Below are 23,969 nucleotides of genomic sequence, written 5' to 3' on the forward strand. Positions count from 1 at the left end.
CCCAATCATGCCGTGCGGCGCAGTATCAGCAGATGACGTTGGCCTTGGCAACCCGGTACGGTCAAGGCCTGTGCGCTTTCGAGGTGAAAATCTGCCGGTAATGCTACCAGCTCATCGGCAGGATGCAGCCCTTTCATTGCCAACCAGCGCGTATTCGTGTCGCCCAGGTGGCGTGTCCAGTTGCTGAAGTCTTCCAGGCTGCTGAAAGCCCGCGAAATAATTCCGTTGAACGGCAGCTCGGGCTGGAACGCTTCGACCCGGCTGTGGATAACCTGCAGGTTGTCCAGCTTCAGCTCCAGCTTGACCTGGGTGATGAAGCGGGTCTTCTTGCCGTTGCTGTCCAGGCAGGTGATTTTCTTCTCCGGGAACAGGATGGCCAGCGGCACGCCAGGCATGCCGCCGCCGCTGCCCACGTCCAGCCAGCGCTCGCCTTCACCGATGTGGGCGATCACGCTGAGGCTGTCCAGCAGGTGGCGCGACACCATCTCGTCGGGGTTGCGCACGGCGGTCAGGTTGTAGGCCTTGTTCCACTTGATCAACAGGGCCAGGTAGGCCAGCAGCTGATCGTGCTGGGCCTGGCTCAGTTCGACGCCCAGTTCCCGTGCCCCTTGGGCCAATTCCTGCGAGTGGTGTGGGGTGACCATAGAACTCAAGCGCTTTGCTCCAACTCACGGCCAGCGCCGCGTTTTTTCAAATGAATCATCAACAGGGAAATCGCCGCCGGGGTCACGCCCGGGATGCGCGAAGCCTGGCCCAGGGTCTCGGGCCGAGTTATCCCCAGCTTGCCCTGGATCTCCTTGGACAGGCCGGAAATCGCAGCGTAGTCGATATCCACAGGCAGCTTGGTGTTTTCGCTGGCGCGCAGGCGGGCGATCTCGTCCTGCTGACGGTCGATGTAGCCGGCGTACTTGGCCTTGATCTCGACCTGTTCGGCCACGGTCGGGTCAACGGCACCTTCGCCGGTCACCTCGATCAGGCCGTTGTAGTCGATTTCCGGGCGAGTCAGCAGGCTCATCAGGTTGTATTCGTGGCCCAGTGGCGTGCCGAACTTCTCGGCAATGGCATCACCGCGCTCGGTGCCTGGGCGTACCCAGGTGCTTTTCAGCCGCTGTTCTTCCAGCTCGATGGCTTCGCGCTTGGCGCAGAAGGCCGCCCAGCGGGCGTCGTCGACCAGGCCCAGTTCGCGACCTTTCTCGGTCAGGCGCAGGTCGGCGTTGTCTTCGCGCAGGATCAGCCGGTATTCGGCGCGCGAGGTGAACATGCGGTACGGCTCCTGGGTACCCAGGGTAATCAGGTCGTCGACCAGCACGCCGATGTACGCCTCATCACGGCGCGGGCACCAGGCTTCACGGCCCTGGGCACGCAGCGCGGCGTTGGTACCGGCCAGCAGGCCTTGCGCACCGGCTTCTTCGTAACCGGTGGTGCCGTTGATCTGGCCAGCGAAGAACAGGCCGGCGATGACCTTGGTCTCCAGGCTGTACTTCAGGTCGCGCGGGTCGAAGTAATCGTATTCGATGGCGTAGCCAGGGCGAACGATGTGGGCATTTTCCATGCCGCGGATCGAACGCACGATCTGCAGTTGCACGTCGAAAGGCAGCGAGGTCGAGATGCCGTTCGGATACAGCTCATGGGTGGTCAGGCCTTCCGGCTCGATGAACACCTGATGGCTTTCCTTGTCGGCAAACCGATGGATCTTGTCTTCGATGGACGGGCAGTAACGCGGGCCGACGCCTTCGATCACGCCCGAATACATGGGCGAGCGGTCGAGGTTGGCGGCGATGATCTCGTGGGTACGGGCGTTGGTGTGGGTGATCCAGCAGCTGACCTGGCGTGGGTGCAGTTCCTTGCAGCCCATGAACGACATGACCGGAATCGGCGTGTCGCCAGGTTGCTCGGTCATTACCGAGAAATCTACCGAACGGCCATCGATGCGCGGCGGCGTACCGGTTTTCAGGCGGCCCACGCGCAGCGGGAATTCACGCAGCCGACGCGCCAGCGCGGTGGAGGGTGGATCCCCTGCGCGGCCGCCCGAGTAATTTTCCAGGCCGATGTGGATAAGGCCGGCCAGGAAGGTACCGGCGGTCAACACCACGGAGTCGGCAAAGAAACGCAGGCCCATCTGGGTGACCACGCCACGCACCTGGTCCTGCTCGACGATCAGGTCGTCGCACGACTGCTGGAATATCCACAGGTTGGGCTGGTTTTCCAGGATTTCGCGTACCGCTGCCTTGTACAGGATGCGGTCGGCCTGCGCCCGGGTGGCACGCACGGCCGGGCCCTTGCGGTTGTTCAACACGCGGAACTGAATGCCGCCCTTATCGGTGGCCAGCGCCATGGCGCCGCCGAGCGCATCGATCTCTTTGACCAGATGGCTCTTGCCGATGCCGCCAATCGCGGGGTTGCAGCTCATTTGCCCGAGGGTTTCCACGTTATGTGTCAACAGCAGGGTTTTTGCGCCCATGCGTGCTGACGCAAGCGCAGCCTCGGTTCCGGCATGGCCGCCGCCGATGACGATCACTTCAAAACGGGAAGGGAAATCCACCACGCACCTCGTGCCTGTTCATTGATGGGTAATTGGGATAGCTCACCAGTATAGGGACTTACCCCCCTCTATAGGAACCTTTTGCACAAAATTTAACCAGCTGGGGATGAGCGGCAGGATCGGGATCTAAAAATAAAAAAAGAGAAAGAAATTTATTAAAGCTTTGTTTTTATGTTTATTCTTATGCACCGCCCTATCTGTGGATAAAGTTCTACAGCCCTTTAACGGCGTACTGTACAGAGAAATTGAACCCTGTGGTCATGTGGCCATGAGGCCCTTGGATAAGCGCCTTAAACCTGTGGATGAAAACACCACTTACCCACAGGGGGCGTTGTCACCAGCTTTGAGGCCTGCTTATCACCAGAGCTGAAGCGGGGTTTTCCACAGGGCTTATTTCGGGGTTGTTGATAGATTTGTGTGACCGCCAGGCACAAAAAAGCCGCCCGAAGGCGGCTGGTATTTCATCCACAGGTGGATAACCGGGCTAGCGGCTGACCAGCACCGGGTCCTCGCGGTAGCGATTGGCGAACAGCTTGGCCAGGTTGGCAATCTTTGGCTGGTCGTTGACCATGATGTAGAAGCTGCCGGGGTTCTGCACCAGGTAGTCCTGGTGGTAGGCCTCGGCCGGAAAGAAGCCATTGAGGTTTTCCACCGTGGTGGCCAGCGGTTTGCCAAAGGCGTGGGCCGCATCCAGCTGGGCGATGTAGGCCTGGGCCACCTGACGTTGCTCGGCATCGGCGACAAAGATGGTGGAACGGTACTGAGTGCCGCTGTCCGGGCCCTGGCGGTTGAGCTGGGTTGGGTCGTGGGCTACCGAGAAGTAGATCTGCAGCAGTTGCCCGTAGGTGATCTGCGTGGGGTCATAGGTCACCTTTACCGACTCGGCGTGGCCAGTCTCGCCCGAGCCCACCTCTTCATAGTGGGCGGTACGCGCCAGCCCCCCGGCATAGCCGGACACCGCCTGGCTCACCCCTTTCACATGTTCGAATACGCCCTGCACGCCCCAGAAGCAGCCGCCGGCGAATACCGCGGTCTCGCTGTGGACAGTTTTTGTGCTCTCATCGATCTTGGGTGGGTCGATCACCACGGCCGACTCCGCCGCCTGGGCACAGGCGGCTGTGGACAAGATGGCGGCGGCCAGCACGCTACGGAAAATCGCTTTCATCGCAGTCTCCAATGAAGGGGCGCCAGCCGGGGTGTGGATAACCGCACCGGCGCCCCGTCAGCTCACTGATCCTTGCTCATGGAATCCTTGCTCATCCCGTCCTTGGACATGCTGTCTTTCTTCATTGCATCCTTTTTCATGCTGTCCTTGGTCATGGCATCCTTCTTCATGGTGGTGTCTTTCTTCATGCTGTCCTTGCTCATGGCGTCCTTGGACATCGAGCCGCTGGACATGCTGTCGTTGCTCATGGAACCGCTGCTCATGGTGTCTGCCGCGTAGGCGCCAGCAGTGCCCAGTGCCAGGCACATGGTCAGTACGACTGTGGATATTTTTTTCATGGTAGTGCTCCTTGTCGCGTGGGTTGAAAGCACCGCGGATGCCGTGCTGTGGATAACGAGCCGTCAGCTGCCGCCGAACCAGTTGTAGCCCTGGTCCTCCCAGTAGCCGCCGGGGTAGGTGTTGGTGACGAAGATCGCCTGGATATGCTTGGGGTTCTTGTAGCCAAGCTTGGTGGGCATGCGCAGCTTCATCGGGAAGCCGTACTGGCGCGGCAGGGTCTGGCCGTCGTAGGTCAGCGCCAGCAGCGTCTGCGGGTGCAGGGCGGTGGCCATGTCGATGCTGGTGTAATAGTCGTCGGCGCATTTGAAGCCGACGAAGCGGGCGCTGGTGTCGGCGCCTACCCGTTGCAGGAAGTCGCTGAAGCGCACGCCGCCCCAGCGGCCGATGGCGCTCCAGCCTTCCACGCAGATATGCCGGGTGATCTGGTCGACCTGGGCCATGGCGCGCAGCTCTTCAAGGCGCCAGCTGCGCTTGTCCGCCACAAGGCCGGTGACCTCCAGGCGGTAGCTCGCCGCTTCCACGCTGGGGGCTTCGTCCTCGCCGTAGAACGCGTTGAACGGGAATGGCCGGGTGATCATTGTCTCGTCGTACACCGGCGCCAGCGCCTTGGGGTCGAACAGCCAGCCCTGGACCCGGTCGTTGAAGCGCGACATACCCGCCAATGCACTTTCCACGTGCTTGTCGTCGCTGATATTGCAGCCGCTGAGCATGGCCACCCCGCCCAGGGTCAGGCTGCGCACCAGGAATTTGCGCCGGCTGAGGTCATGGATACGCGGCGCCAGCAGCTTGCGGGCTTCATCGAGGATGGATTTATCCACAGTCATGATGCCTTGCCCCCTTTGCCGGTAATCATCAGCAGCAGGGTGCGCGGCACCACGGCTACCATCACCAGGTGCACCGCCACGAAGGCCATCAGCAGGGCCATGGCGATGAAATGCACGCGGCGCGCGGCTTCGTAGCCACCCAGCAACTCGCGTAGCAGGCCGAACTGCACGGACTTCCACAGAACGAGTCCGGACATTATCAACAGGGCGACATCGACAATCGCGAACAGATAGGCCAGCCGTTGCACCTGGTTGTAATGGCTGAGGTCATCGTGGGCGAGCTTGCCGCGCAGCGCTGTGGATAAATCCTGGAGTACGCCACGGGGCGACAGCGGAAAAAAACGCGTGAACAAACGACCGGTGGCGATGTTGAGCATCAGGTACAACACGCCATTGAGAAACAGCAGCCACATGCCCGCGAAATGCCATTGCAGTGCCCCGCCCAGCCAACCACCCAGGGTCAGGGCAGCCGGGAAACTGAAGTCGAAGAACGGCGAGGCGTTGAAGATGCGCCAGCCACTGGTGACCATGACCAGCACCGCCAGCGCGTTCAACCAATGGGTCAAGCGCAGCCAGCCGGGGTGGCTGGAATAACGCTGCAGGGTTGCTGTGCGGGCCATGGTGGGCTCCAGGTAGCATGGGTGATGGGGGCCATTGTTGGTGGCGCCCGGTCGCCAAGTCCTCACATAGAGTTAAATTAAATGTGATAACTGCGGCGCGGTTTTTTCGCCACAATGAGCTATCAGCTGCCTGGGGATAACTGCATATGGAACGGCCAAAACGCGTGCTCATCGTCGAGGACGACGCCCACATCGCCGATTTGCTGCGCCTGCACCTGCGCGACGAAGGCTACGTGGTGGAACACGCCGCCGACGGCAACCTGGGGGTGCGCATGCTCGAGGAGGGCCAGTGGGATGCCCTGGTGCTCGACCTGATGCTGCCGGGCATCGACGGCCTGGAGATCTGCAAGCGCGCCCGGGCCATGGCGCGCTACACGCCGATCATCATCACCAGCGCGCGGTCCAGCGAGATGCACCGCATCCTTGGCCTTGAGTTGGGCGCCGACGACTACCTGGCCAAGCCGTTCTCGATGCTCGAACTGGTGGCGCGGGTGCGTGCCCTGCTGCGCCGCACCGATGCCATGGCGCGCAATGCACGGCTGGAATCAGGCCTGTTGATAACTCATGGCTTGAGCATCGACCCGGTAGCCCGGGAGATCAGCCTCGACGGCAAGGCCCTGGGCCTGACGCCACGGGAGTTCGACCTGCTGTATTTCTTCGCTCGCCACCCCGACCAGGTGTTTTCGCGCATGGACCTGCTCAACGAGGTGTGGGGTTATCAACATGATGGCTATGAACACACCGTGAATACCCACATCAACCGCCTTCGCACCAAGATCGAGGAAGACCCGGCAGCCCCGCGGCGCATCCTCACGGTGTGGGGGCGCGGCTACAAGTTCGCCGCTACGCCGGCGGCTGCGGAGGCCACTTCGTGAAGTTCCTGTCCCTCAGCCAGCGCCTGTCGCTGGTATTCGCTGCACTGCTGCTGGCGTGCAGCGGCGTGGCCATCTGGCTGCAGATCAGCGCCAGCACCCGCCACGAACAGGAAGTGGTGCAGCGCCTGTCCAGCGGCTTGGCGGCGCACATCGCCGGCACCGCGCAGCTCATGGATGCCAGCGGCTGGCGCCCGGAGGCAGTGCATGAGCTGTTCGACAAGCTGATGGCGGTGAACCCCTCGGTCGAGCTGTACCTGCTGTCCAGGGACGGCAGGATCGTCGGCAACGGCGCCCCGGACGATAACCTCAAGCGCAAGACCGTGGATCTTGGCCCTGTGCATAAGTTTCTGGAGGGGGCGGCGCTGCCCGTGCTGGGCCAGGACCCGCGCAACCTGGCTGTGGATAAAGTATTCAGCGCCGCGCCGGTGCAGGTGGGTGGCCGCGACGGTGGGTATGTGTACGTGGTGCTGCAGGGCGAAGCGCACGATGCCCTGGCTGCAGCCCTTGCCCGGGACTCAACGTTGCGCGTGGCCCTGTGGACAATGTGTTTCATGGTAGTGCTGAGCCTGATCATGGGCCTGGTGGCGTTCCGGCTCATCACGCGGCCGTTGAAAGCGCTGACGCAGACTGTGCGTGAGTTCGACGCCAACGGCCACAAGGCCGCGGCTCTCACCGCCCAGCCTGTGGATAAAGGTGATGAGATTGGCGTGCTCAGTGCAGCGTTTGCCCAGATGGGCCAGCGCATCGCCGAGCAATGGCAGGAATTGACCCGCCAGGACCAGCAGCGCCGCGACCTGGTGGCCAACATTTCTCATGATCTGCGCACGCCCCTGACCTCGCTGCATGGGTATCTGGAAACATTGCGAATCAAAGATGAGAGCCTCAGCGCCGAGGAGCGCCGTCATTACCTGGACGTGGCACTGGGGCAAAGCCGCAAGGTGGGACGGCTGGCGCAAGAGTTGTTCGAGCTGGCGCGGCTGGAGTCAGGGCTGGTTCATCCACAGGCGGAGACCTTTGCCCTGCCCGACCTGGTACAGGATGTGTTGCAAAAGTTCGAACTGGCGGCCGAGGCGCGCCAGCAACACCTGGAGGTCGACATGCCCCAGGCGTTGCCGGCAGTGAATGCCGACCTGGGGATGATCGAACGAGTGCTGACCAACCTGCTGGACAATGCCATCCGTCACAACCCGCCGGGCACACGGATCATCGTGCGCCTGTTGGGCGAGGCGACGGAAGTCCAGGTGGCGATCATCGACACGGGCAAGGGCATCGCCCCTGAATTGCGTGCGGGGTTGTTCACCCGCGCCTCGGCCATGTCGCGCAGCTCGCCGGAAAGCGGCGGGCTGGGGCTGATTATCGTCAAGCGCATGCTGCAGCTGCATGGCAGTGATATCCAACTGGGCGCGGGCACGCCCAGTGGCACGGTGATGAGCTTTCAGTTATCCACAGCGCAGTGACGGTTACTTCCCGATACAAAAACTCGAGAAGATCCGGCCCAGCAGGTCGTCTGAGCTGAAGGCACCGGTGATCTCACCCAGGGAATGCTGGGCCTGGCGCAAATCCTCGGCCAGCAGTTCACCGGCGCCCGCCAGGGTCAGCTGGCTACGGCCGTGCTCCAGGGCCTGACTGGCATGGCGCAGGGCGTCCAGGTGCCGGCGGCGGGCGCTGAAGCTGCTTTCGGCGGTCTGTTCATACCCCATGCACGCCTTCAGGTGCTCGCGCAGCAGGTCCAGGCCCTGGCCTTCGTCCTTGGCGCTGAGGCTGATGGTCACGTGGCCATCGGCGCTTTGCTGCATATCCACAGCCTCACCGGTGAGGTCAGCCTTGTTGCGGATCAGCGTGACCTTGGCCATGTCCGGGCGGGTTTCGAGAAATTCCGGCCAGAGGGCGAACGGGTCATTGGCCTCTGGCGCACTAGCGTCCACCACCAGCAGCACCCGGTCTGCCTCGCCGATGGCCTTGAGCGCCCGTTCCACGCCAATCTTTTCCACCTGGTCATCGGTGTCACGCAGGCCCGCGGTGTCGACCACGTGCAACGGCATGCCGTCGATGTGGATATGTTCGCGCAGGATATCCCGGGTGGTGCCGGCGATGTCGGTGACGATGGCGGCTTCGCGGCCTGCCAGCAGGTTCAGCAGGCTGGACTTGCCAGCGTTCGGGCGGCCAGCGATGACCACCGTCATGCCGTCCCGCAGCAACGCGCCCTGCCCGGCTTCGCGCATCACTGTGGACAAGTTGTCGCGTACGTCGTCGAGCATGCTCAGCACATGGCCATCAGCGAGGAAGTCGATTTCCTCCTCCGGGAAGTCGATGGCCGCCTCCACGTAGATACGCAGGGCGATGAGTTTCTCGGTGAGATTGTCCACACGGCGGGAGAACGCACCCTGCAGGGACCGCACGGCGTTGCGCGCGGCCTGGGCAGAGCTGGCCTCGATCAGGTCGGCGATTGCTTCGGCCTGGGCCAGGTCGAGCTTGTCGTTGAGGAACGCGCGCTCACTGAACTCCCCCGGCCGCGCCAGGCGGCACCCCAGCTCCAGGCAGCGCTGCAGCAGCATGTCCAGCACCACCGGGCCGCCGTGGCCCTGCAATTCCAGCACGTCTTCGCCGGTAAACGAGTTCGGGCCCGGGAAGTACAGCGCCAGGCCTTCATCGATGACCTCGCCGTCGGCGGTGCGCATGGGCCCGTAGTGGGCGTGGCGCGGGGTCAGCTGGCGGCCGGCGATGGCTTGCGCCGCGGCGCTGGCCAGTGGCCCGGAAATGCGCACGATACCCACGCCGCCGCGGCCCTGGGCGGTGGCGATGGCGGCAATGGTTTCACGGGGAGTGTTCATGGGGCAGGCCTCAATAAATCGACAGATAGCAAAACGCCCCACGAATGGGGCGTTTATCCACAGGTTAGATGATCAACCTGTTCAGGCGGCAGCTTTCTTGCTTTTCGCCTCGATACCACGAGTGATGTACCACTGTTGCAGGATCGACAGGGTGTTGTTGGTCACCCAGTACATCACCAGACCTGCAGGGAACCACAGGAAGAAGAAGGTGAAGACGATCGGCATCAGCTTCATCACCTTGGCCTGCATCGGATCCGGCGGCGTCGGGTTCAGGCGCTGCTGGATGAACATGGTCGCGCCCATGATGATCGGCAGGATGAAGAACGGGTCCTTGATCGACAGGTCGGTGATCCACAGCAGCCATGGCGCCTGGCGCATCTCGACGCTTTCCAGCAGTACCCAGTACAGCGACAGGAAGACCGGCATCTGCACCACGATCGGCAGGCAGCCACCCAGCGGGTTGATCTTCTCTTTCTTGTACAGCTCCATCATGGCCTGGGACAGTTTCTGACGGTCATCGCCGAACTGTTCCTTCAGCTGGGCCAGGCGCGGGGCCACGGCACGCATGCGCGCCATCGACTTGTAGCTGGCAGCCGACAGCGGGAAGAACAGCAGCTTGATCATCAGGGTCAGGACGATGATCGAGAAGCCCCAGTTACCCAGCAGCATGTGGATATGTTTCAGCAGCCAGAAGATCGGCTGGGCAATGAACCACAGGATGCCGTAGTCGACGGTCAGTTCCAGGCCAGGCGCCAGCTCTTTCAGCTTGTCCTGGATCTTCGGACCGGCATACAGCACGGCGCTGGTTTCCACCTTGGCGCCAGGTGCGGCGGTCAGGGTCGGGCCAGTGAAGCCGATGATGTAGTTGCCAGCGCTGTCCTTGCGGGTCGACATGGCGTTGTTGTCCGAATGGTTCGGAATCCACGCCGTGACGAAGTAGTGCTGCAGCCAGGCTACCCAACCACCCTGAACGGTTTCCTTCAGGTTGCCCTTGTCGATATCTTTCATCGATATCTTCTTGTAGGGCTCGGCCGGAGTACCCAGGGCGGCGCCCAGGTAGGTCGCGGTGCCGGTGGCGGTGCTCGACGATGGGTCGGCGCTGTTGTCACGCTTGAGCTGTGCGAACAGGTTGCCCGACCACGGCGTGGTGCCCTGGTTGTCGATCAGGTAGCTGACCTTAAGGTCGTACTCGCCGCGGTCCAGGGTGAAGCGCTTGATGTAGTTGACGCCATTGGACGAGAACTTCAGGTCCACGACCAGCTCGTTCTGGCCGTCAGCCAGTTGGTAGCTCTTCTGTTCGGTGCTGTACAGCGGGCGACCGGTGGAACGCGAGTCCGGGCCGTCGGTGCCGACCAGGCCGCTCTGGGCCAGGTAGGTGCGCTCGCCGCCGTTGTCGAACAGCTGGAACGGCACGTCAGGATGGTCCTGGCGGCGCGGGTATTCCGGCAAGGTCAACTGGGCGATGTCGCCCCCGTTTGGATCGATAGCCAGATCCAGGACATCGGTCTTGATGCGGATCAGGTTCTTGCTGCCAGCATCCGGGGCCAGGGTTGGCGCGGGCGCGTTGGCAGAAGGGGCGCTGGGTACGTCGGCACTCGCTTGAGCATTGTTAGCCAACGGGGCTTCGGGCAAATCCGATGCGCCAGTGCTGGTAGCAACATTCTGAGTCGGCAAGGCAGCCTGACCATAGTCCTGGTTCCATTTCAGGACCATGGAGTAGGACACGACTGCCAGGGCGGCGATCAGGATCGTGCGTTTAATATCCATGATTACTCGGCTATCGAAGAATTACGGGGAGATGGGGCTGGCGGAACCGGGTCAAGACCACCGGCGTGCCAGGGGTGGCAACGACCCAGACGACGTAGGGTCAGCCAGCTGCCGCGTAGGAGTCCATGGATTTCGATGGCTTCCAGCGCGTAGCAGGAACAACTGGGGTAGAAACGACAGTGATTGCCCATCAAAGGGCTGATGGCATAGCGGTAAAACTGGATCGGAACGATGGCCAGTTTACGCATCTTGACTGTCTACCCCTTCAGTTTCGGTCTTCACTGCTGGGGCGGGCCGACTGCGGGCTAGTCGCTTCCAGAGCTTGCCAAAATGCTGGTGCAGTTCCGGGTTTTCGACGTCACCCAAACCTTTCCGCGCGACGATGACGATATCCCAGCCAACCAGGAGGTCCTGGTGCAGGCGGAACGAGTCGCGCATCAAGCGTTTGAGTCGGTTGCGCTGAACGGAGAGCTTGACGCTCTTTTTCCCGATCACTAACCCCAGACGAGGGTGATCGAGCTCGTTTTCGCGCGCAAGGAGCAGCAGGTTTTTCCCTGGAACCTTGCCGGTTGGGGAGTCAAAGACCGCTTTGAAGTGTCGGGCTGTCAGAAGACGCTTTTCCCGACTGTAGTCCTGACTCACCCCCAGTGCCGAGTGATCAAACTGCCAGACGCGCACGGCCTTTGGCACGGCGACGCGACAGAACGGCACGGCCGTTTTTGGTGGCCATGCGAGCACGGAAGCCGTGGGTGCGGGCGCGTTTGATGGTGCTGGGTTGGAAAGTACGTTTCATGGCGTGTTACCTGGTTCGTCCACAACGGGCCGGAATGGTCCCCGTTTTAAGAGACCGGCGATTCTAGTGAAAGCAAGGCCTCAGGTCAATTTCCAACCAGCTTTTCCTTTACATAGGCATGACCGTCGGTCTGACTGGCAAAACCCGCGGTAAACATAAAAATAAGAAGGAGCGTATTTAAAGCTTTTTTGAAGAGCTTATAGAACTTAGGCACGCACCTTTCTGTGGATAACACCCTGCACGCCTTTGTTTACGTAGCATACAGGGAATGGTAACCCTGTCGAGAAGCGGTGCTGCGGCTGTGCTGTGACCTCGGAAAAGCTGTGCATGAAAGGCGTACTTATACACAGGCGAGTTATGCACAGTTTTCGACCCCCACTTGTGCAGAAAGCTCAGTGGTGGTTATCCACAGAGTTTATTCACAGCCCGGCAAAACTATTTTTCTTCGTGCACGTGCTGATTTGCCTCTATGTACACCCCACCTACATGTGGATAAGTGTGCTCGGCGCCGGTACAATGGGGATCGTTTTTTGCCTCTCCGGCTTTCAACTCAGGGGATATCCGTGTCAGTGGAACTTTGGCAGCAGTGCGTGGAGCTTCTGCGCGATGAACTGCCTGCCCAGCAATTCAACACCTGGATCCGTCCGCTACAGGTCGAAGCCGAAGGCGACGAGTTGCGTGTGTATGCGCCCAATCGCTTTGTGCTGGACTGGGTCAATGAAAAGTACCTGGGACGCCTGCTTGAACTCCTGGGCGAGCACGGCAGCGGAATCGCGCCGGCGCTCTCCTTATTAATAGGCAGCCGTCGCAGCTCGGCGCCTCGTGCCGCCCCCAACGCACCGTTGGCCGCCGCCGTGGCCGCCTCGCAGGCGGCGCAGCAGCAACCCGCGCCCGTCGCCGCTCCGGTTCAGGAACCTGCAGTTGCGCCCGCCGCCGTGGCCAGCGTCAGCGAAGAGCCTTCGCGTGACAGCTTCGACTCCATGGCCGGCGCCGCTTCGCAGCAGGCACCCGTGCGCGCGGAACAGCGCAACGTCCAGGTAGAAGGTGCGCTCAAGCACACCAGCTACCTGAACCGCACGTTCACGTTCGAGAACTTCGTCGAAGGTAAATCCAACCAGCTGGCCCGTGCGGCCGCCTGGCAGGTTGCCGACAACCCCAAGCATGGCTACAACCCGCTCTTCCTTTATGGGGGCGTAGGTTTGGGTAAGACTCACTTGATGCACGCCGTGGGTAACCACCTGCTCAAGAAGAACCCCAATGCCAAGGTTGTGTACCTGCACTCCGAGCGTTTCGTCGCCGACATGGTCAAGGCCCTGCAGCTGAACGCGATCAACGAGTTCAAGCGCTTCTACCGGTCGGTGGACGCGCTGCTCATCGATGACATTCAGTTCTTTGCCCGCAAGGAGCGTTCCCAGGAAGAGTTCTTCCACACCTTCAACGCCCTTCTTGAAGGCGGCCAGCAGGTGATCCTCACCAGCGACCGCTACCCGAAGGAAATCGAAGGCCTGGAAGAGCGTCTCAAGTCCCGCTTCGGCTGGGGCCTGACGGTGGCCGTCGAGCCGCCGGAACTGGAAACGCGTGTCGCCATTCTGATGAAGAAGGCAGACCAGGCCAAAGTCGAGCTGCCGCACGACGCGGCGTTCTTCATTGCCCAGCGCATCCGTTCCAACGTGCGTGAGCTGGAAGGTGCGCTCAAGCGCGTCATCGCCCACTCGCACTTCATGGGGCGTGACATCACCATCGAGCTGATTCGCGAATCGCTCAAGGACTTGCTGGCGCTGCAGGACAAGTTGGTGAGTGTGGATAACATCCAGCGCACCGTGGCCGAGTACTACAAGATCAAGATTTCCGATCTGCTGTCCAAGCGCCGCTCGCGTTCGGTGGCCCGCCCGCGTCAGGTAGCCATGGCCCTGTCCAAGGAACTGACCAACCACAGCCTGCCGGAAATCGGCGATGTGTTTGGCGGCCGCGACCACACCACCGTGTTGCACGCCTGCCGCAAGATCAACGAACTCAAGGAATCCGACGCGGATATCCGCGAGGACTACAAGAACCTGCTGCGGACGCTGACTACTTGATGAACGTCAGCGCAGCTTATTAAAGGCAAGGGACTAGACCATGCATTTCACCATTCAACGCGAAGCCCTGTTGAAACCCCTGCAACTGGTCGCGGGCGTCGTCGAGCGCCGCCAGACCTTGCCGGTATTGTCCAACGTACTGCTGGTGGTCGAAGGCCAGCAGCTGTCGCTCACCGGTACCGACCTTGAAGTCGAACTGGTTGGCCGCGTGCAACTGGAAGAGCCTGCCGAGCAGGGCGAAATCACCGTGCCTGCGCGCAAGCTGATGGACATCTGCAAGAGCTTGCCCAACGACGCGCTCATCGACATCAAGGTCGACGAGCAGAAGCTGGTGGTCAAGGCCGGTCGCAGCCGTTTCACCCTGTCGACCCTGCCGGCCAACGACTTCCCGACTGTTGAAGAAGGTCCGGGCTCGCTGACCTGCAGCCTGGAACAAAGCCGCCTGCGCCGCCTGATCGAGCGCACCAGCTTCGCCATGGCCCAGCAGGACGTGCGCTACTACCTCAACGGCATGCTGCTGGAAGTGTCCAATGGCCTGATGCGCGCCGTGGCCACCGACGGCCACCGCCTGGCCATGTGCTCGATGAAAGCCGACATCGCCCATGACGGCCGCCACCAGGTCATCGTGCCGCGCAAGGGTATCCTTGAGCTGGCGCGCCTGCTGACCGAGCCGGATGGCACCGTCAGCATCGTCCTGGGCCAGCACCACATCCGTGCTACCACCGGCGAGTTCACCTTCACCTCCAAGCTGGTCGATGGCAAGTTCCCCGACTACGAGCGCGTGCTGCCAAAAGGCGGTGACAAGCTGGTGCTGGGCGACCGTCAGGCCCTGCGTGAAGCGTTCAGCCGTACCGCGATCCTGTCCAACGAGAAGTACCGTGGCATCCGTCTGCAACTGGCCGCCGGCCAGCTGAAGATCCAGGCCAACAACCCTGAGCAGGAAGAAGCGGAAGAAGAAGTGGGCGTGGACTACAACGGTGGTTCGCTGGAAATCGGCTTCAACGTCAGCTACCTGCTGGACGTGCTGGGCGTGATGACCACTGAGCAAGTGCGTCTGATCCTGTCCGACTCCAACAGCAGTGCGCTGGTACAGGAATCGGACAACGATGACTCCGCGTACGTCGTCATGCCGATGCGCCTGTAACTTGCCCAGCAGACTCTAATGTCCCTCAGTCGTGTCTCTGTCACCGCGGTGCGCAACCTGCACCCGGTGACCTTCTCCCCCTCCCCCCGCATCAACATCCTGTACGGCACCAATGGTAGTGGCAAGACCAGCGTGCTGGAGGCCATCCACCTGTTGGGGCTGGCGCGTTCGTTCCGCAGCACCCGGCTGTTGCCCGTCATCCAGTACGAGCAAGGCGCTTGCACGGTGTTCGGCCAGGTCGAATTGAACGAAGGCGGCCACGCCGCGCTGGGTGTCTCGCGGGAGCGGGCAGGCGATTTCACTATCCGGATCGACGGGCAGAACGCCCGTAGTGCGGCGCAGTTGGCGGAAATACTGCCGTTGCAGCTGATCAACCCGGACAGTTTTCGCCTGTTGGAAGGGGCTCCAAAAATACGCCGACAGTTCCTGGACTGGGGTGTGTTCCACGTGGAACCGCGCTTCATGGCCACCTGGCAAAGACTTCAGAAGGCCCTGAAGCAAAGAAACTCATGGCTGCGGCATGGTACACTGGACGCTGCTTCGCAAGCTGCATGGGACCGGGAGTTATGCCTGGCCAGTGCTGAAATTGATGAATACCGCCGGGCCTATATCAAGGCGTTGAAGCCGGTGTTTGAGCAGACCCTCAGTGAGCTCGTCGAGCTGGAAGGTTTGACCCTCAGTTACTACCGCGGCTGGGACAAGGAGCGGGACCTCTCCGAGGTGCTCGGTACTTCCCTGCTTCGTGACCAACAGATGGGCCACACCCAGGCTGGACCGCAACGCGCTGATTTGCGCTTGCGACTGGGCGCCCACAACGCTGCGGATATCCTTTCCCGTGGCCAGCAGAAGCTGGTGGTGTGCGCGTTGCGTATTGCCCAGGGGCATCTCGTCAGCCAGGCACGCCGCGGTCAATGTATTTATCTTGTGGACGACTTGCCGTCAGAACTCGACGAGCAACACCGCCGCGCGCTTTGCCGCTTGCTTGAAGAATTACGCTGCCAGGTGTTCATCACCTGTGTAGACCACGAATTATTGAGGGAAGGCTGGCAGACGGAAACGCCAGTCGCTTTGTTCCACGTGGAACAGGGCCGTATCACCCAGACCCACGACCATCGGGAGTGAAGGCATGAGCGAAAATCAAACGTACGATTCCTCCAGCATTAAAGTGCTGAAAGGGCTGGATGCCGTACGCAAACGTCCCGGTATGTACATTGGCGACACCGATGATGGTAGCGGTCTGCACCACATGGTGTTCGAGGTCGTCGACAACTCCATCGACGAAGCCTTGGCCGGCCACTGCGACGACATCACCGTCATTATCCATCCTGACGAATCCATCACCGTCCGTGACAACGGTCGCGGCATCCCGGTTGATGTGCACAAAGAAGAAGGCGTATCGGCAGCCGAGGTCATCATGACCGTGCTGCACGCCGGCGGTAAGTTCGACGACAACTCGTACAAGGTTTCCGGCGGCCTGCACGGTGTAGGTGTGTCCGTGGTGAACGCCCTGTCCGAGACGCTGGTGCTGACCGTGCGCCGTAGCGGCAAGATCTGGGAACAGACTTACGTGCATGGCGTGCCACAGGCACCGATGAAGATCGTGGGCGACAGCGAAACCACCGGTACCCAGATCCACTTCAAGCCTTCGGCTGAAACCTTCAAGAACATCCACTTCAGCTGGGACATCCTGGCCAAGCGTATTCGCGAACTGTCGTTCCTGAACTCGGGCGTGGGCATCTACCTGAAGGACGAACGTTCGGGCAAGGACGAGACCTTCAAGTACGAAGGCGGCCTGCGTGCGTTCGTTGAATACCTGAACACCAACAAGACCCCGGTCAACCAGGTGTTCCACTTCAACGTACAGCGCGAAGACGGCGTGGGCGTGGAAATCGCCCTGCAGTGGAACGACAGCTTCAACGAGAACCTGTTGTGCTTCACCAACAACATTCCCCAGCGCGACGGCGGCACCCACCTGGTGGGCTTCCGTTCGGCGCTGACGCGTAACCTGAACAACTACATCGAACAGGAAGGCCTGGCCAAGAAGAACAAGGTAGCCACCACCGGCGACGACGCCCGTGAAGGTTTGACCGCGATCATCTCGGTGAAGGTGCCTGATCCGAAGTTCAGCTCGCAGACCAAGGACAAGCTGGTTTCTTCCGAAGTGAAGACCGCGGTCGAGCAGGAGATGGGCAAGTACTTCTCCGACTTCCTGCTGGAAAACCCCAACGAGGCCAAGGCCGTCGTCGGCAAGATGATCGACGCTGCCCGTGCCCGTGAAGCTGCGCGCAAGGCCCGCGAGATGACCCGCCGCAAAGGCGCGCTGGACATCGCCGGCCTGCCAGGCAAGCTGGCTGACTGCCAGGAGAAGGACCCTGCCCTCTCCGAACTGTACCTGGTGGAGGGTGACTCCGCAGGTGGCTCGGCCAAGCAAGGTCGCAACCGTCGTACCCAGGCGATCCTGCCGCTGAAGGGCAAGATCCTCAACGTCGAGAAAGCTCGCTTCGACAAGATGATCTCGTCCCAGGAAGTGGGCACCCTGATCACCGCGCTGGGCTGTGGCATCGGCCGCGAAGAGTACAACATCGACAAGCTGCGTTATCACAACATCATCATCATGACCGATGCTGACGTCGATGGTTCGCACATCCGTACGCTGCTGTTGACGTTCTTCTTCCGCCAGCTGCCCGAGCTGATCGAGCGTGGCTACATCTACATCGCCCAGCCGCCGCTGTACAAGGTCAAGAAGGGCAAGCAGGAGCAGTACATCAAGGACGACGAGGCCATGGAAGAGTACATGACCCAGTCGGCCCTGGAAGACGCCAGCCTGCACCTGAACGACTCGGCACCGGGTATCTCGGGCGCGGCACTGGAGCGCCTGGTCAACGATTTCCGCATGGTGATGAAGACCCTCAAGCGCCTGTCGCGCCTGTACCCGCAAGAGCTCACCGAGCACTTCGTGTACCTGCCGGCGGTGTCGCTGGAAGACCTGTCGGACCACGCCGGCATGCAAGCCTGGCTGGCCAAGTTCGACGCGCGCCTGCGCACCAGCGAGAAGTCGGGCCTGGTCTACAAGGCCAGCCTGCGCGAAGACCGTGAACGCAACGTGTGGCTGCCGGAAGTGGAAATCACCTCCCACGGCCTGGCGAGCTACATCACCTTCAACCGCGACTTCTTCGGCAGCAACGACTACCGCACCGTCACCGCACTGGGCGCGCAACTGGCGACCCTGCTTGACGAAGGTGCCTACGTGCAGCGTGGCGAACGCAAGAAGCCGGTGGTGGAGTTCAAGGAAGCCCTCGAGTGGTTGATGACCGAGAGCACCAAGCGCCACACCATCCAGCGCTACAAAGGGCTGGGTGAGATGAACCCGGACCAGCTGTGGGAAACCACCATGGACCCAACCGTGCGCCGCATGCTCAAGGTGACCATCGAAGACGCGATCGCTGCCGATCAGATCTTCAACACCCTGATGGGCGATGCGGTTGAGCCGCGTCGCGAGTTCATCGAGAACAACGCCTTGGCGGTCTCGAACCTGGACTTCTGATTCTGGTGCAATAAAAAACCCGGCCATCGTGCCGGGTTTTTTATTGCCTGTAGCCGCTGCCGCAGGCTGCGCTGGCCCTCTGCCTCACTGAAGATCTCCAGCGTGCACTATGGCCAGCGCAGCCTGCGGCAGCGGCTACAGAGTGGGATCAGTCGAGCATGAGGATGTTCGAAGTGTTGATCGCCGGCACGTTCGCCAACAAATAATCCCGCACCCGCTCCAGCAGGTAATGCTCCGGATTACGCTGCGACCAGATCAGGTAATAGCTGTCCCCCGTCTTCACCGCAGTGGGGATGGGCAGCACCAGCGAACCATCTTTCAACTGTGGCCCCACCAGCGCCAGGTCGCCGATCGATACGCCGTGCCCGCCCGCCGCCGCGGTCATGCCCAGTTCCAGGGTGTCGAAGCGCTTGCCTTCGTTCCAGTCCACGGCATCGCCCTGCCCCTGCCGTTCCAGCCAGCGGCGCCAGTCGCGGCAGTCGCGCGAGGGGTGGATGAGTTCGGCCATGCCCAGGTGCTCGATGTTCCAGGGGCCCTTGCGGTACACCGACGGCGCACACACCGGCACCAGCCACTCATCGAACAGCTTGATGAAGTTCCAGTCCTTGGGGAAGTCGCCGTTGCTCAGCAGCACGGCGCAGTCGAACGGCTCGTTGCGGAAGTCCACGGTGTCCAGGTCCATCCAGGCGCTGGTGAGCTGCACCCGGTCGGCCACGTTGTCGGCCTGGAAGCTTTCCAGCGTGCTCATCAGCCAGCGCATGGTGAGGGTGGAGGGGGCCTTCACCCGCAAGGTGCCCTTGGGGCGGCGGGCGGTGGCGCAGGCGTTCTCGATGGCGTTGAAGCTGCGCTCCAGTTCGTGGGCCAGCAGCCGGCCGGTGTCGGTCAGCGCCAGCTTGGGGCCCTTGCGTTCGAACAGCGGGGCGCCCAGGTGGTCCTCGAGGGTTTTCACGTGGCGGCTCACCGCACTCTGGGTAATGCACAGGTTTTGTGCCGCAACGGTGAACGATCCATAGCGCGCCGCGACTTCAAAGGCTCGCAGGGCATACAGCGGGGGTAGCCGCGAAGTCATGACACTTTCCTTAACCATGATTTTTGCTCATGCAACCCGGACACTTTATCCGTTTTTCAAGGCCATGGCCGCCCCCCTACTCTGATCGGCTCCAAGGGATGCCCCACCCACTTCAGGAGAAAGGAGGTGACCTGGACTGCCAATGGATCAAGAGAACGAAGTCATGCCAAATACCAACATTGATGAGCTGCTGGCCGCGAGCATAACCAGTGGGGGATTGAGTCAGGAACAGATCGCGCAAATCCTCAACTTCAGGGTTTTCGGCAACCAGGCCGGTTACCTGCACCTGCAAGACCTGCCCATCGGCCAGATTCCGGCCACCCCAACCAGCCGCGATGCGTTGGCCAAGCCCGACGATGCCAGCGAACAGTGCCTGCTGCAAGCCACATCACTGCTGGGCCAGGCGATTGGTTACCCGCAGGAATCCAAGGGCGCCATCATCAACAACTTCTTTCCTCACCAGGCGCATTCCAAGGCTGCCAGCTCCGACAGCTACGACACCGAGCTGGACCTGCACACCGAGAACGCCTTCCATCCGGTGCAGCCCGATTACCTGCTGCTGTTGTGCCTGCGCCAGGACCCGCTGGGCGAGGCGATTACCTATGTCACGTCCATCGACAACATGCTGGCGCACCTCAGCCATGCAGAGACCGCCTTCTTTCTGGACGAGCCCTACAACTTCCTGTCCGACTACAGCGCCACCGAGAAGAACTGCCGCATCGACATCGGCAAGCACCAGACGATTTTCTACGGTGACCCCAACGCCCCCTACTTCCGCTTCGACCCGCAGTTCATGGTGGCGCGCAGCGAGCAGGCCCAGGCCCAGCTGCAGCACCTGCACAACATTGCCTGGGAAGTGAAGCAGCCGGTCAAGCTGGCCACCGGCGACCTGCTGATTATCGACAACCGCAAGACCGCCCACGCGCGCAGCCCCTTCACCGCCCTGCTCGACGGCAGCGACCGCTGGATACAGCGCACCTTCGCTATCACCGGGCAACATCACTACACCGAGATGCTGGGCACCAACCAGCGTGTCTTCGACCTGGTAATCTGACTATGAGCACCACCTACCTCTCCTTTGCCCTGGCCGTGCTGCTGTTGATTGCCTCGCCCGGCCCCATTGTCGCCATGGTCATCGCCGATGCGCGACGCGCCTGGCCGGCGTGGACCATCGCCGGCGGCGTGGTGTCGGCGCAGGTGCTGCTGGTGTGCGCGCTGGTGGCGATCTACACCACCCTGCACATCAACGCCGCGGTGCTGAACTGGGGGCAGATCCTGGGCGGCGTGTACCTGGCGTGGTTGGGTGGCAATGCGCTGGTCAGCAGCTCGTCGGAGTCGGTGCAATGCTCCAGCAAGGGCTACGGCTTCTGGAAGACCATGGGCGTGGGCCTGTCCAACCCCAAGGACATCCTGTTCTTCCTGGCCTTCCTGCCGGGTTTCATTTCGCCCCACGAGCCCTTCACCGTGCAGGCGGCAGCGCTGATCCTGATCTGGGCGGCCATCGACGTCTCGATCCTGATTGCCTACAGCCTGCTGTCACGGCGCCTGGACCGCTACCGCCGGGTGCGCCGCCTGCTCGATTGCGCGCCGGGCATCGTCCTGTTGGGGTTGGGCCTGCTGTCGTTCTCGCTGGGCGTCTACCGGGTTTTCCAGTAAGCGTTCACCCGCGGTTGAGCAGCTGTGCCTGCTCGGCCGCGCACAGCTGCAGCAGGTAGTCCCACACCACCCGCAGCCGCACTGACTTGTGCAGCTCGCGGCGGGTGCTCATCCAGTAGCTGCGCTGGATGGTCTCCGTTGGTACCACCCGCACCAGCGCCGGGTCCTCCTCGGCCATGTACATGGGCAGCACCGCCACGCCCAGGCCCGCCCTCGCCGCCTGCTGTTGGGCAATCACACTGGTGCTGCGGAACACCACGTGGGGCGCGCGGCAGAAGCTGTTGAGGAACAGCAGTTCCTGGCTGAACAGCAGGTCGTCCACATAGCCGATCCAGTCATGGCCGGCGAGGTCTTCGCGGTTCACCAGCACGGGGGCCCGCTGCAGGTAGGCGGGGCTGGCGTACAACGCCAGGCGGTAATCGGTGAGCTTGCGGGTTATCAACAGGTCGGCCGAGGGCCGGTCCAGGTGAATGCTGATCTCCGCTTCGCGGTTGAGGATGCTGACGAAGCGCGGCACCGCCACCAGTTCCACTTCCAGCCCCGGGTAGCGCTCGAACAGGCCGCCCAGGCGCGGGGTAAGGAACATGATGCCGATGCCTTCGGTCACCCCCAAGCGGATCTTGCCCAGCGGCATCATCGGCTGGGTCATCTCTTCCTGGGCCAGCAGCGCGACGTTTTCCATGGCCTCGGCGTGCTTGAGCAGCGCCTGGCCGGCGGGGGTCAGCTCATAGCCCTGGGCGTGCTGCACGAACAGCGCGTTGCCCAGGCTCTGCTCGATGGCCTCGATGTGCCGTGCCACCGTGCTGTGGGTAGTGTTCAGGCGCTTGGCGGCGGTCAGCAGGCGGCCGCTGCGGTGCAATTCGAGAAAAAACCGCAGGTCGTTCCAATCGAACATGGGCATTCATCCGTTGCTCAAAAACGCACAGCCGGTGGGTGAAATTTCGCGTTTTCATCTCGAAGCTAATCAATACCATGGGGGAAGACAAGAATAAAAATCGGTGCGAGGTTCCCCATGCCATCAGCCCCAAGCGCCTACGACTACGTGATAGTCGGCGCCGGCCCCGCAGGTTGCCTGCTGGCCAATCGGCTTTCTGCCGACCCCGCTGTGTCCGTCCTGCTGCTGGAAGCCGGCGGGCGCGACAATTACCCCTGGATTCACATCCCCGTCGGCTACCTGTTCTGCATCGGCAACCCGCGCACCGACTGGTGCTTCAAGACCCAGCCGCAGCCCGGCCTCGATGGCCGCGCCCTGAGTTATCCACGGGGCAAGGTGCTGGGCGGCTGCTCGTCCATCAACGGCATGATCTACATGCGTGGCCAGGCCAGCGACTACGACGGCTGGGCGGCCCAGGGCAACGCCGGCTGGGGCTGGCAGGACGTGCTGCCGCTGTTCCGCCAGAGCGAACAGCACTATGCCGGCGATTCCGCTGCCCATGGCGGCAAGGGCGAATGGCGCGTCGAGCTGCAGCGCTACCGCTGGCCGATTCTCGACGCCTTCCGCAGCGCGGCTGCCCAGTGCGGCGTGGAGAGCGTGGATGACTTCAACACCGGGGATAACCAGGGCTGTGGATATTTTCAGGTCAACCAGCGCTCGGGCATTCGCTGGAACTCTGCCAAGGCCTTCCTGCGGCCCGCGCTCAAGCGCGCCAACCTGACGGTGCTCACCGGCGTGCAGGTGGACCGCCTTGCTGTGGATAACGGCCGGGCCACCGCAGTGCATGCCCGCCATGCAGGCTTGGCGCAGTTATACACAGCCCGCAAGGAGATACTGCTGTGTGCAGGGGCGATTGGCTCGCCGGGCATCCTCCAGCGTTCCGGCATCGGCCCCCGCCCGCTGCTCGAGCGCCTGGGGATAACGGTGCAGCACGAGCTGCCCGGCGTGGGCGGCAACCTGCAGGACCATCTGCAGCTGCGGCTGATCTACAAGGTCAGCAACACCCGTACTCTCAACCAGGTGGCCAACAGCCTGTGGGGCAAGTTCGGCATGGGCGTGCGCTACCTGTATGACCGCAGCGGGCCGCTGGCCATGGCGCCCAGCCAGCTGGGCGCGTTCATCAAGTCCGACCCGCAGCAGCCCAGCGCCAACCTCGAATACCACGTGCAGCCGCTGTCCCTGGACCGCTTCGGCGAGCCCTTGCACAGCTTCCCGGCGTTTACCGCCTCGGTGTGCAACCTGCGGCCCAAGAGCCGCGGGCGCGTGGATATCAGCTCGGCCAGCCCGGACGATGCGCCCATCATCGACCCCAACTACCTCAGCCACCCGGAAGACCTGCGCGTCGCCGCCCAGGCCATCCGGCTTACCCGGCGCATCGTCGACGCCCCTGCCCTGCGCATCTTCAGCCCCGCCGAATACCTGCCGGGGCCGCAACTGGAAAGCGAAGAACAGCTGCAACAGGCGGCAAGTGCCATCGGTACGACTATATTTCATCCGGTGGGCACCTGCCGCATGGGCAACGGCCCCCAGGACGTGGTGGATGCCACCCTGCGCGTGCACGGTATCGAAGGCCTGCGCGTGGTGGATGCCTCGATCATGCCCGAGATAGTGTCAGGCAACACCTGCACTCCCACCTTGATGATCGCGGAAAAGGCCGCGCAGATGATTCTGCAAGGCACCCCGCGTGCGGAGGATAGAACCAGGCAAATTGCCCAGCCTGTCGCCTGACAGGCCGGGAACGGCGATGGCTGCCGCAGTCCGCGGCCATCGACAGTGGACAACAACAAT

Annotated in this window: 22 protein-coding genes; 9 read left to right on the forward strand and 13 right to left on the reverse strand. The window is 62.0% G+C overall.

Annotation, left to right across the window (positions count from 1 at the left end):
* Positions 1–5: 5 nt before the first annotated feature.
* The 6 genes from rsmG to RAM80_RS17025 all read right to left on the reverse strand — a co-directional run bounded on the left by rsmG (position 6) and on the right by RAM80_RS17025 (position 5,490).
* Entirely contained in the window at positions 6–644 is a 639-nt protein-coding gene (gene rsmG, locus RAM80_RS17000) for a 16S rRNA (guanine(527)-N(7))-methyltransferase RsmG (RefSeq protein ID WP_416427507.1), read from the reverse strand.
* A 5-nt stretch (positions 645–649) separates the two neighbouring features.
* Entirely contained in the window at positions 650–2,542 is a 1,893-nt protein-coding gene (gene mnmG, locus RAM80_RS17005; RefSeq protein ID WP_416421648.1) for a tRNA uridine-5-carboxymethylaminomethyl(34) synthesis enzyme MnmG, read from the reverse strand.
* 484 nt (positions 2,543–3,026) lie between these two features.
* A complete protein-coding gene (gene msrA / locus RAM80_RS17010) occupies positions 3,027–3,707 on the reverse strand; it encodes a peptide-methionine (S)-S-oxide reductase MsrA (RefSeq protein ID WP_416421649.1) in 681 nt (226 codons plus the stop codon).
* A gap of 62 nt (positions 3,708–3,769) precedes the next feature.
* Positions 3,770–4,045 carry a pentapeptide MXKDX repeat protein gene (locus RAM80_RS17015; protein ID WP_416421650.1) on the reverse strand — a complete coding sequence of 92 codons (276 nt, stop codon included), beginning with the start codon at positions 4,043–4,045 and terminating at the stop codon, positions 3,770–3,772.
* Between the two features lie 63 nt (positions 4,046–4,108).
* Positions 4,109–4,870 carry a molybdopterin-dependent oxidoreductase gene (locus tag RAM80_RS17020; RefSeq protein ID WP_416421651.1) on the reverse strand — a complete coding sequence of 254 codons (762 nt, stop codon included), beginning with the start codon at positions 4,868–4,870 and terminating at the stop codon, positions 4,109–4,111.
* Entirely contained in the window at positions 4,867–5,490 is a 624-nt protein-coding gene (locus tag RAM80_RS17025; RefSeq protein ID WP_416421652.1) for a cytochrome b/b6 domain-containing protein, read from the reverse strand. The genes RAM80_RS17020 and RAM80_RS17025 overlap by 4 nt, the downstream gene beginning before the upstream one ends.
* 146 nt (positions 5,491–5,636) lie before the next feature.
* Between RAM80_RS17025 and RAM80_RS17030 the strand changes: the two genes are divergently transcribed.
* Both RAM80_RS17030 and RAM80_RS17035 read left to right on the forward strand, forming a co-directional pair.
* Positions 5,637–6,365, forward strand: coding sequence for a response regulator transcription factor (locus RAM80_RS17030; RefSeq protein WP_416421653.1), 729 nt, complete (start codon positions 5,637–5,639; stop codon positions 6,363–6,365).
* Entirely contained in the window at positions 6,362–7,822 is a 1,461-nt protein-coding gene (locus RAM80_RS17035; RefSeq protein WP_416421654.1) for an ATP-binding protein, read from the forward strand. The genes RAM80_RS17030 and RAM80_RS17035 overlap by 4 nt, the downstream gene beginning before the upstream one ends.
* 3 nt (positions 7,823–7,825) lie before the next feature.
* On the opposite strand, the gene mnmE is transcribed toward RAM80_RS17035, so the two are convergent.
* From mnmE to rpmH, 5 genes are all read right to left on the reverse strand, one after another.
* A complete protein-coding gene (gene mnmE, locus RAM80_RS17040) occupies positions 7,826–9,196 on the reverse strand; it encodes a tRNA uridine-5-carboxymethylaminomethyl(34) synthesis GTPase MnmE (protein ID WP_416421655.1) in 1,371 nt (456 codons plus the stop codon).
* 81 nt (positions 9,197–9,277) lie between these two features.
* Positions 9,278–10,963 carry a membrane protein insertase YidC gene (yidC, locus tag RAM80_RS17045; protein ID WP_416421656.1) on the reverse strand — a complete coding sequence of 562 codons (1,686 nt, stop codon included), beginning with the start codon at positions 10,961–10,963 and terminating at the stop codon, positions 9,278–9,280.
* A gap of 2 nt (positions 10,964–10,965) precedes the next feature.
* Entirely contained in the window at positions 10,966–11,211 is a 246-nt protein-coding gene (gene yidD, locus RAM80_RS17050) for a membrane protein insertion efficiency factor YidD (RefSeq protein WP_416421657.1), read from the reverse strand.
* Positions 11,204–11,605 (reverse strand): ribonuclease P protein component, encoded by a 402-nt coding sequence (rnpA, locus tag RAM80_RS17055; RefSeq protein WP_416421658.1) that lies wholly within the window; start codon positions 11,603–11,605, stop codon positions 11,204–11,206. The genes yidD and rnpA overlap by 8 nt, the downstream gene beginning before the upstream one ends.
* A 16-nt stretch (positions 11,606–11,621) precedes the next feature.
* On the reverse strand, positions 11,622–11,756 hold the full coding sequence (gene rpmH / locus RAM80_RS17060) for a 50S ribosomal protein L34 (protein ID WP_003213577.1): 135 nt from the start codon (positions 11,754–11,756) through the stop codon (positions 11,622–11,624).
* 563 nt (positions 11,757–12,319) lie between these two features.
* Here rpmH and dnaA point away from each other — a divergent pair.
* From dnaA to gyrB, 4 genes are read left to right on the forward strand one after another with little or no spacing between them, the layout of a single operon-like run.
* Positions 12,320–13,834, forward strand: a complete 1,515-nt coding sequence (gene dnaA / locus RAM80_RS17065) for a chromosomal replication initiator protein DnaA (protein WP_416421659.1) — start codon at positions 12,320–12,322, stop codon at positions 13,832–13,834.
* Between the two features lie 40 nt (positions 13,835–13,874).
* Positions 13,875–14,978 (forward strand): DNA polymerase III subunit beta, encoded by a 1,104-nt coding sequence (dnaN, locus tag RAM80_RS17070; RefSeq protein WP_416421660.1) that lies wholly within the window; start codon positions 13,875–13,877, stop codon positions 14,976–14,978.
* Between the two features lie 18 nt (positions 14,979–14,996).
* Entirely contained in the window at positions 14,997–16,100 is a 1,104-nt protein-coding gene (gene recF / locus RAM80_RS17075; RefSeq protein WP_416421661.1) for a DNA replication/repair protein RecF, read from the forward strand.
* 4 nt (positions 16,101–16,104) lie between these two features.
* Entirely contained in the window at positions 16,105–18,522 is a 2,418-nt protein-coding gene (gyrB, locus tag RAM80_RS17080; RefSeq protein WP_416421662.1) for a DNA topoisomerase (ATP-hydrolyzing) subunit B, read from the forward strand.
* 148 nt (positions 18,523–18,670) lie between these two features.
* Here gyrB and RAM80_RS17085 read toward each other — a convergent pair whose 3' ends face one another.
* Entirely contained in the window at positions 18,671–19,591 is a 921-nt protein-coding gene (locus RAM80_RS17085; protein ID WP_416421663.1) for a LysR substrate-binding domain-containing protein, read from the reverse strand.
* 163 nt (positions 19,592–19,754) lie between these two features.
* Between RAM80_RS17085 and RAM80_RS17090 the strand changes: the two genes are divergently transcribed.
* Positions 19,755–20,645, forward strand: a complete 891-nt coding sequence (locus tag RAM80_RS17090; RefSeq protein WP_416421664.1) for a TauD/TfdA family dioxygenase — start codon at positions 19,755–19,757, stop codon at positions 20,643–20,645.
* Between the two features lie 2 nt (positions 20,646–20,647).
* Positions 20,648–21,247, forward strand: a complete 600-nt coding sequence (locus RAM80_RS17095) for a LysE family translocator (protein WP_416421665.1) — start codon at positions 20,648–20,650, stop codon at positions 21,245–21,247.
* A gap of 4 nt (positions 21,248–21,251) precedes the next feature.
* On the opposite strand, the gene RAM80_RS17100 is transcribed toward RAM80_RS17095, so the two are convergent.
* Positions 21,252–22,142 carry a LysR family transcriptional regulator gene (locus tag RAM80_RS17100; protein WP_416421666.1) on the reverse strand — a complete coding sequence of 297 codons (891 nt, stop codon included), beginning with the start codon at positions 22,140–22,142 and terminating at the stop codon, positions 21,252–21,254.
* 117 nt (positions 22,143–22,259) lie between these two features.
* On the opposite strand from RAM80_RS17100, the gene RAM80_RS17105 reads away from it, so the two are divergent.
* Positions 22,260–23,909 (forward strand): GMC family oxidoreductase, encoded by a 1,650-nt coding sequence (locus tag RAM80_RS17105; protein ID WP_416421667.1) that lies wholly within the window; start codon positions 22,260–22,262, stop codon positions 23,907–23,909.
* Positions 23,910–23,969: the final 60 nt, after the last annotated feature.

Source organism: Pseudomonas sp. App30 (assembly GCF_047947025.1).
In the GTDB taxonomy this organism is placed as follows: domain Bacteria; phylum Pseudomonadota; class Gammaproteobacteria; order Pseudomonadales; family Pseudomonadaceae; genus Aquipseudomonas.

What these genes read in the sequence shown, in the direction of transcription:
- RAM80_RS17025 (WP_416421652.1), bottom strand. Translation starts at nt 5,490, where the DNA reads ATGGCCCGCACAGCAACCCTGCAGCGTTATTCCAGCCACCCCGGCTGG.
- yidD (WP_416421657.1), bottom strand. Translation starts at nt 11,211, where the DNA reads ATGCGTAAACTGGCCATCGTTCCGATCCAGTTTTACCGCTATGCCATC.
- RAM80_RS17020 (WP_416421651.1), bottom strand. Translation starts at nt 4,870, where the DNA reads ATGACTGTGGATAAATCCATCCTCGATGAAGCCCGCAAGCTGCTGGCG.
- rsmG (WP_416427507.1), bottom strand. Translation starts at nt 644, where the DNA reads ATGGTCACCCCACACCACTCGCAGGAATTGGCCCAAGGGGCACGGGAA.
- dnaN (WP_416421660.1), top strand. Translation starts at nt 13,875, where the DNA reads ATGCATTTCACCATTCAACGCGAAGCCCTGTTGAAACCCCTGCAACTG.
- RAM80_RS17105 (WP_416421667.1), top strand. Translation starts at nt 22,260, where the DNA reads ATGCCATCAGCCCCAAGCGCCTACGACTACGTGATAGTCGGCGCCGGC.
- RAM80_RS17085 (WP_416421663.1), bottom strand. Translation starts at nt 19,591, where the DNA reads ATGACTTCGCGGCTACCCCCGCTGTATGCCCTGCGAGCCTTTGAAGTC.
- RAM80_RS17015 (WP_416421650.1), bottom strand. Translation starts at nt 4,045, where the DNA reads ATGAAAAAAATATCCACAGTCGTACTGACCATGTGCCTGGCACTGGGC.
- recF (WP_416421661.1), top strand. Translation starts at nt 14,997, where the DNA reads ATGTCCCTCAGTCGTGTCTCTGTCACCGCGGTGCGCAACCTGCACCCG.
- RAM80_RS17100 (WP_416421666.1), bottom strand. Translation starts at nt 22,142, where the DNA reads ATGTTCGATTGGAACGACCTGCGGTTTTTTCTCGAATTGCACCGCAGC.
- RAM80_RS17030 (WP_416421653.1), top strand. Translation starts at nt 5,637, where the DNA reads ATGGAACGGCCAAAACGCGTGCTCATCGTCGAGGACGACGCCCACATC.
- msrA (WP_416421649.1), bottom strand. Translation starts at nt 3,707, where the DNA reads ATGAAAGCGATTTTCCGTAGCGTGCTGGCCGCCGCCATCTTGTCCACA.
- rpmH (WP_003213577.1), bottom strand. Translation starts at nt 11,756, where the DNA reads ATGAAACGTACTTTCCAACCCAGCACCATCAAACGCGCCCGCACCCAC.
- RAM80_RS17090 (WP_416421664.1), top strand. Translation starts at nt 19,755, where the DNA reads ATGCCAAATACCAACATTGATGAGCTGCTGGCCGCGAGCATAACCAGT.
- yidC (WP_416421656.1), bottom strand. Translation starts at nt 10,963, where the DNA reads ATGGATATTAAACGCACGATCCTGATCGCCGCCCTGGCAGTCGTGTCC.
- gyrB (WP_416421662.1), top strand. Translation starts at nt 16,105, where the DNA reads ATGAGCGAAAATCAAACGTACGATTCCTCCAGCATTAAAGTGCTGAAA.
- RAM80_RS17095 (WP_416421665.1), top strand. Translation starts at nt 20,648, where the DNA reads ATGAGCACCACCTACCTCTCCTTTGCCCTGGCCGTGCTGCTGTTGATT.
- mnmE (WP_416421655.1), bottom strand. Translation starts at nt 9,196, where the DNA reads ATGAACACTCCCCGTGAAACCATTGCCGCCATCGCCACCGCCCAGGGC.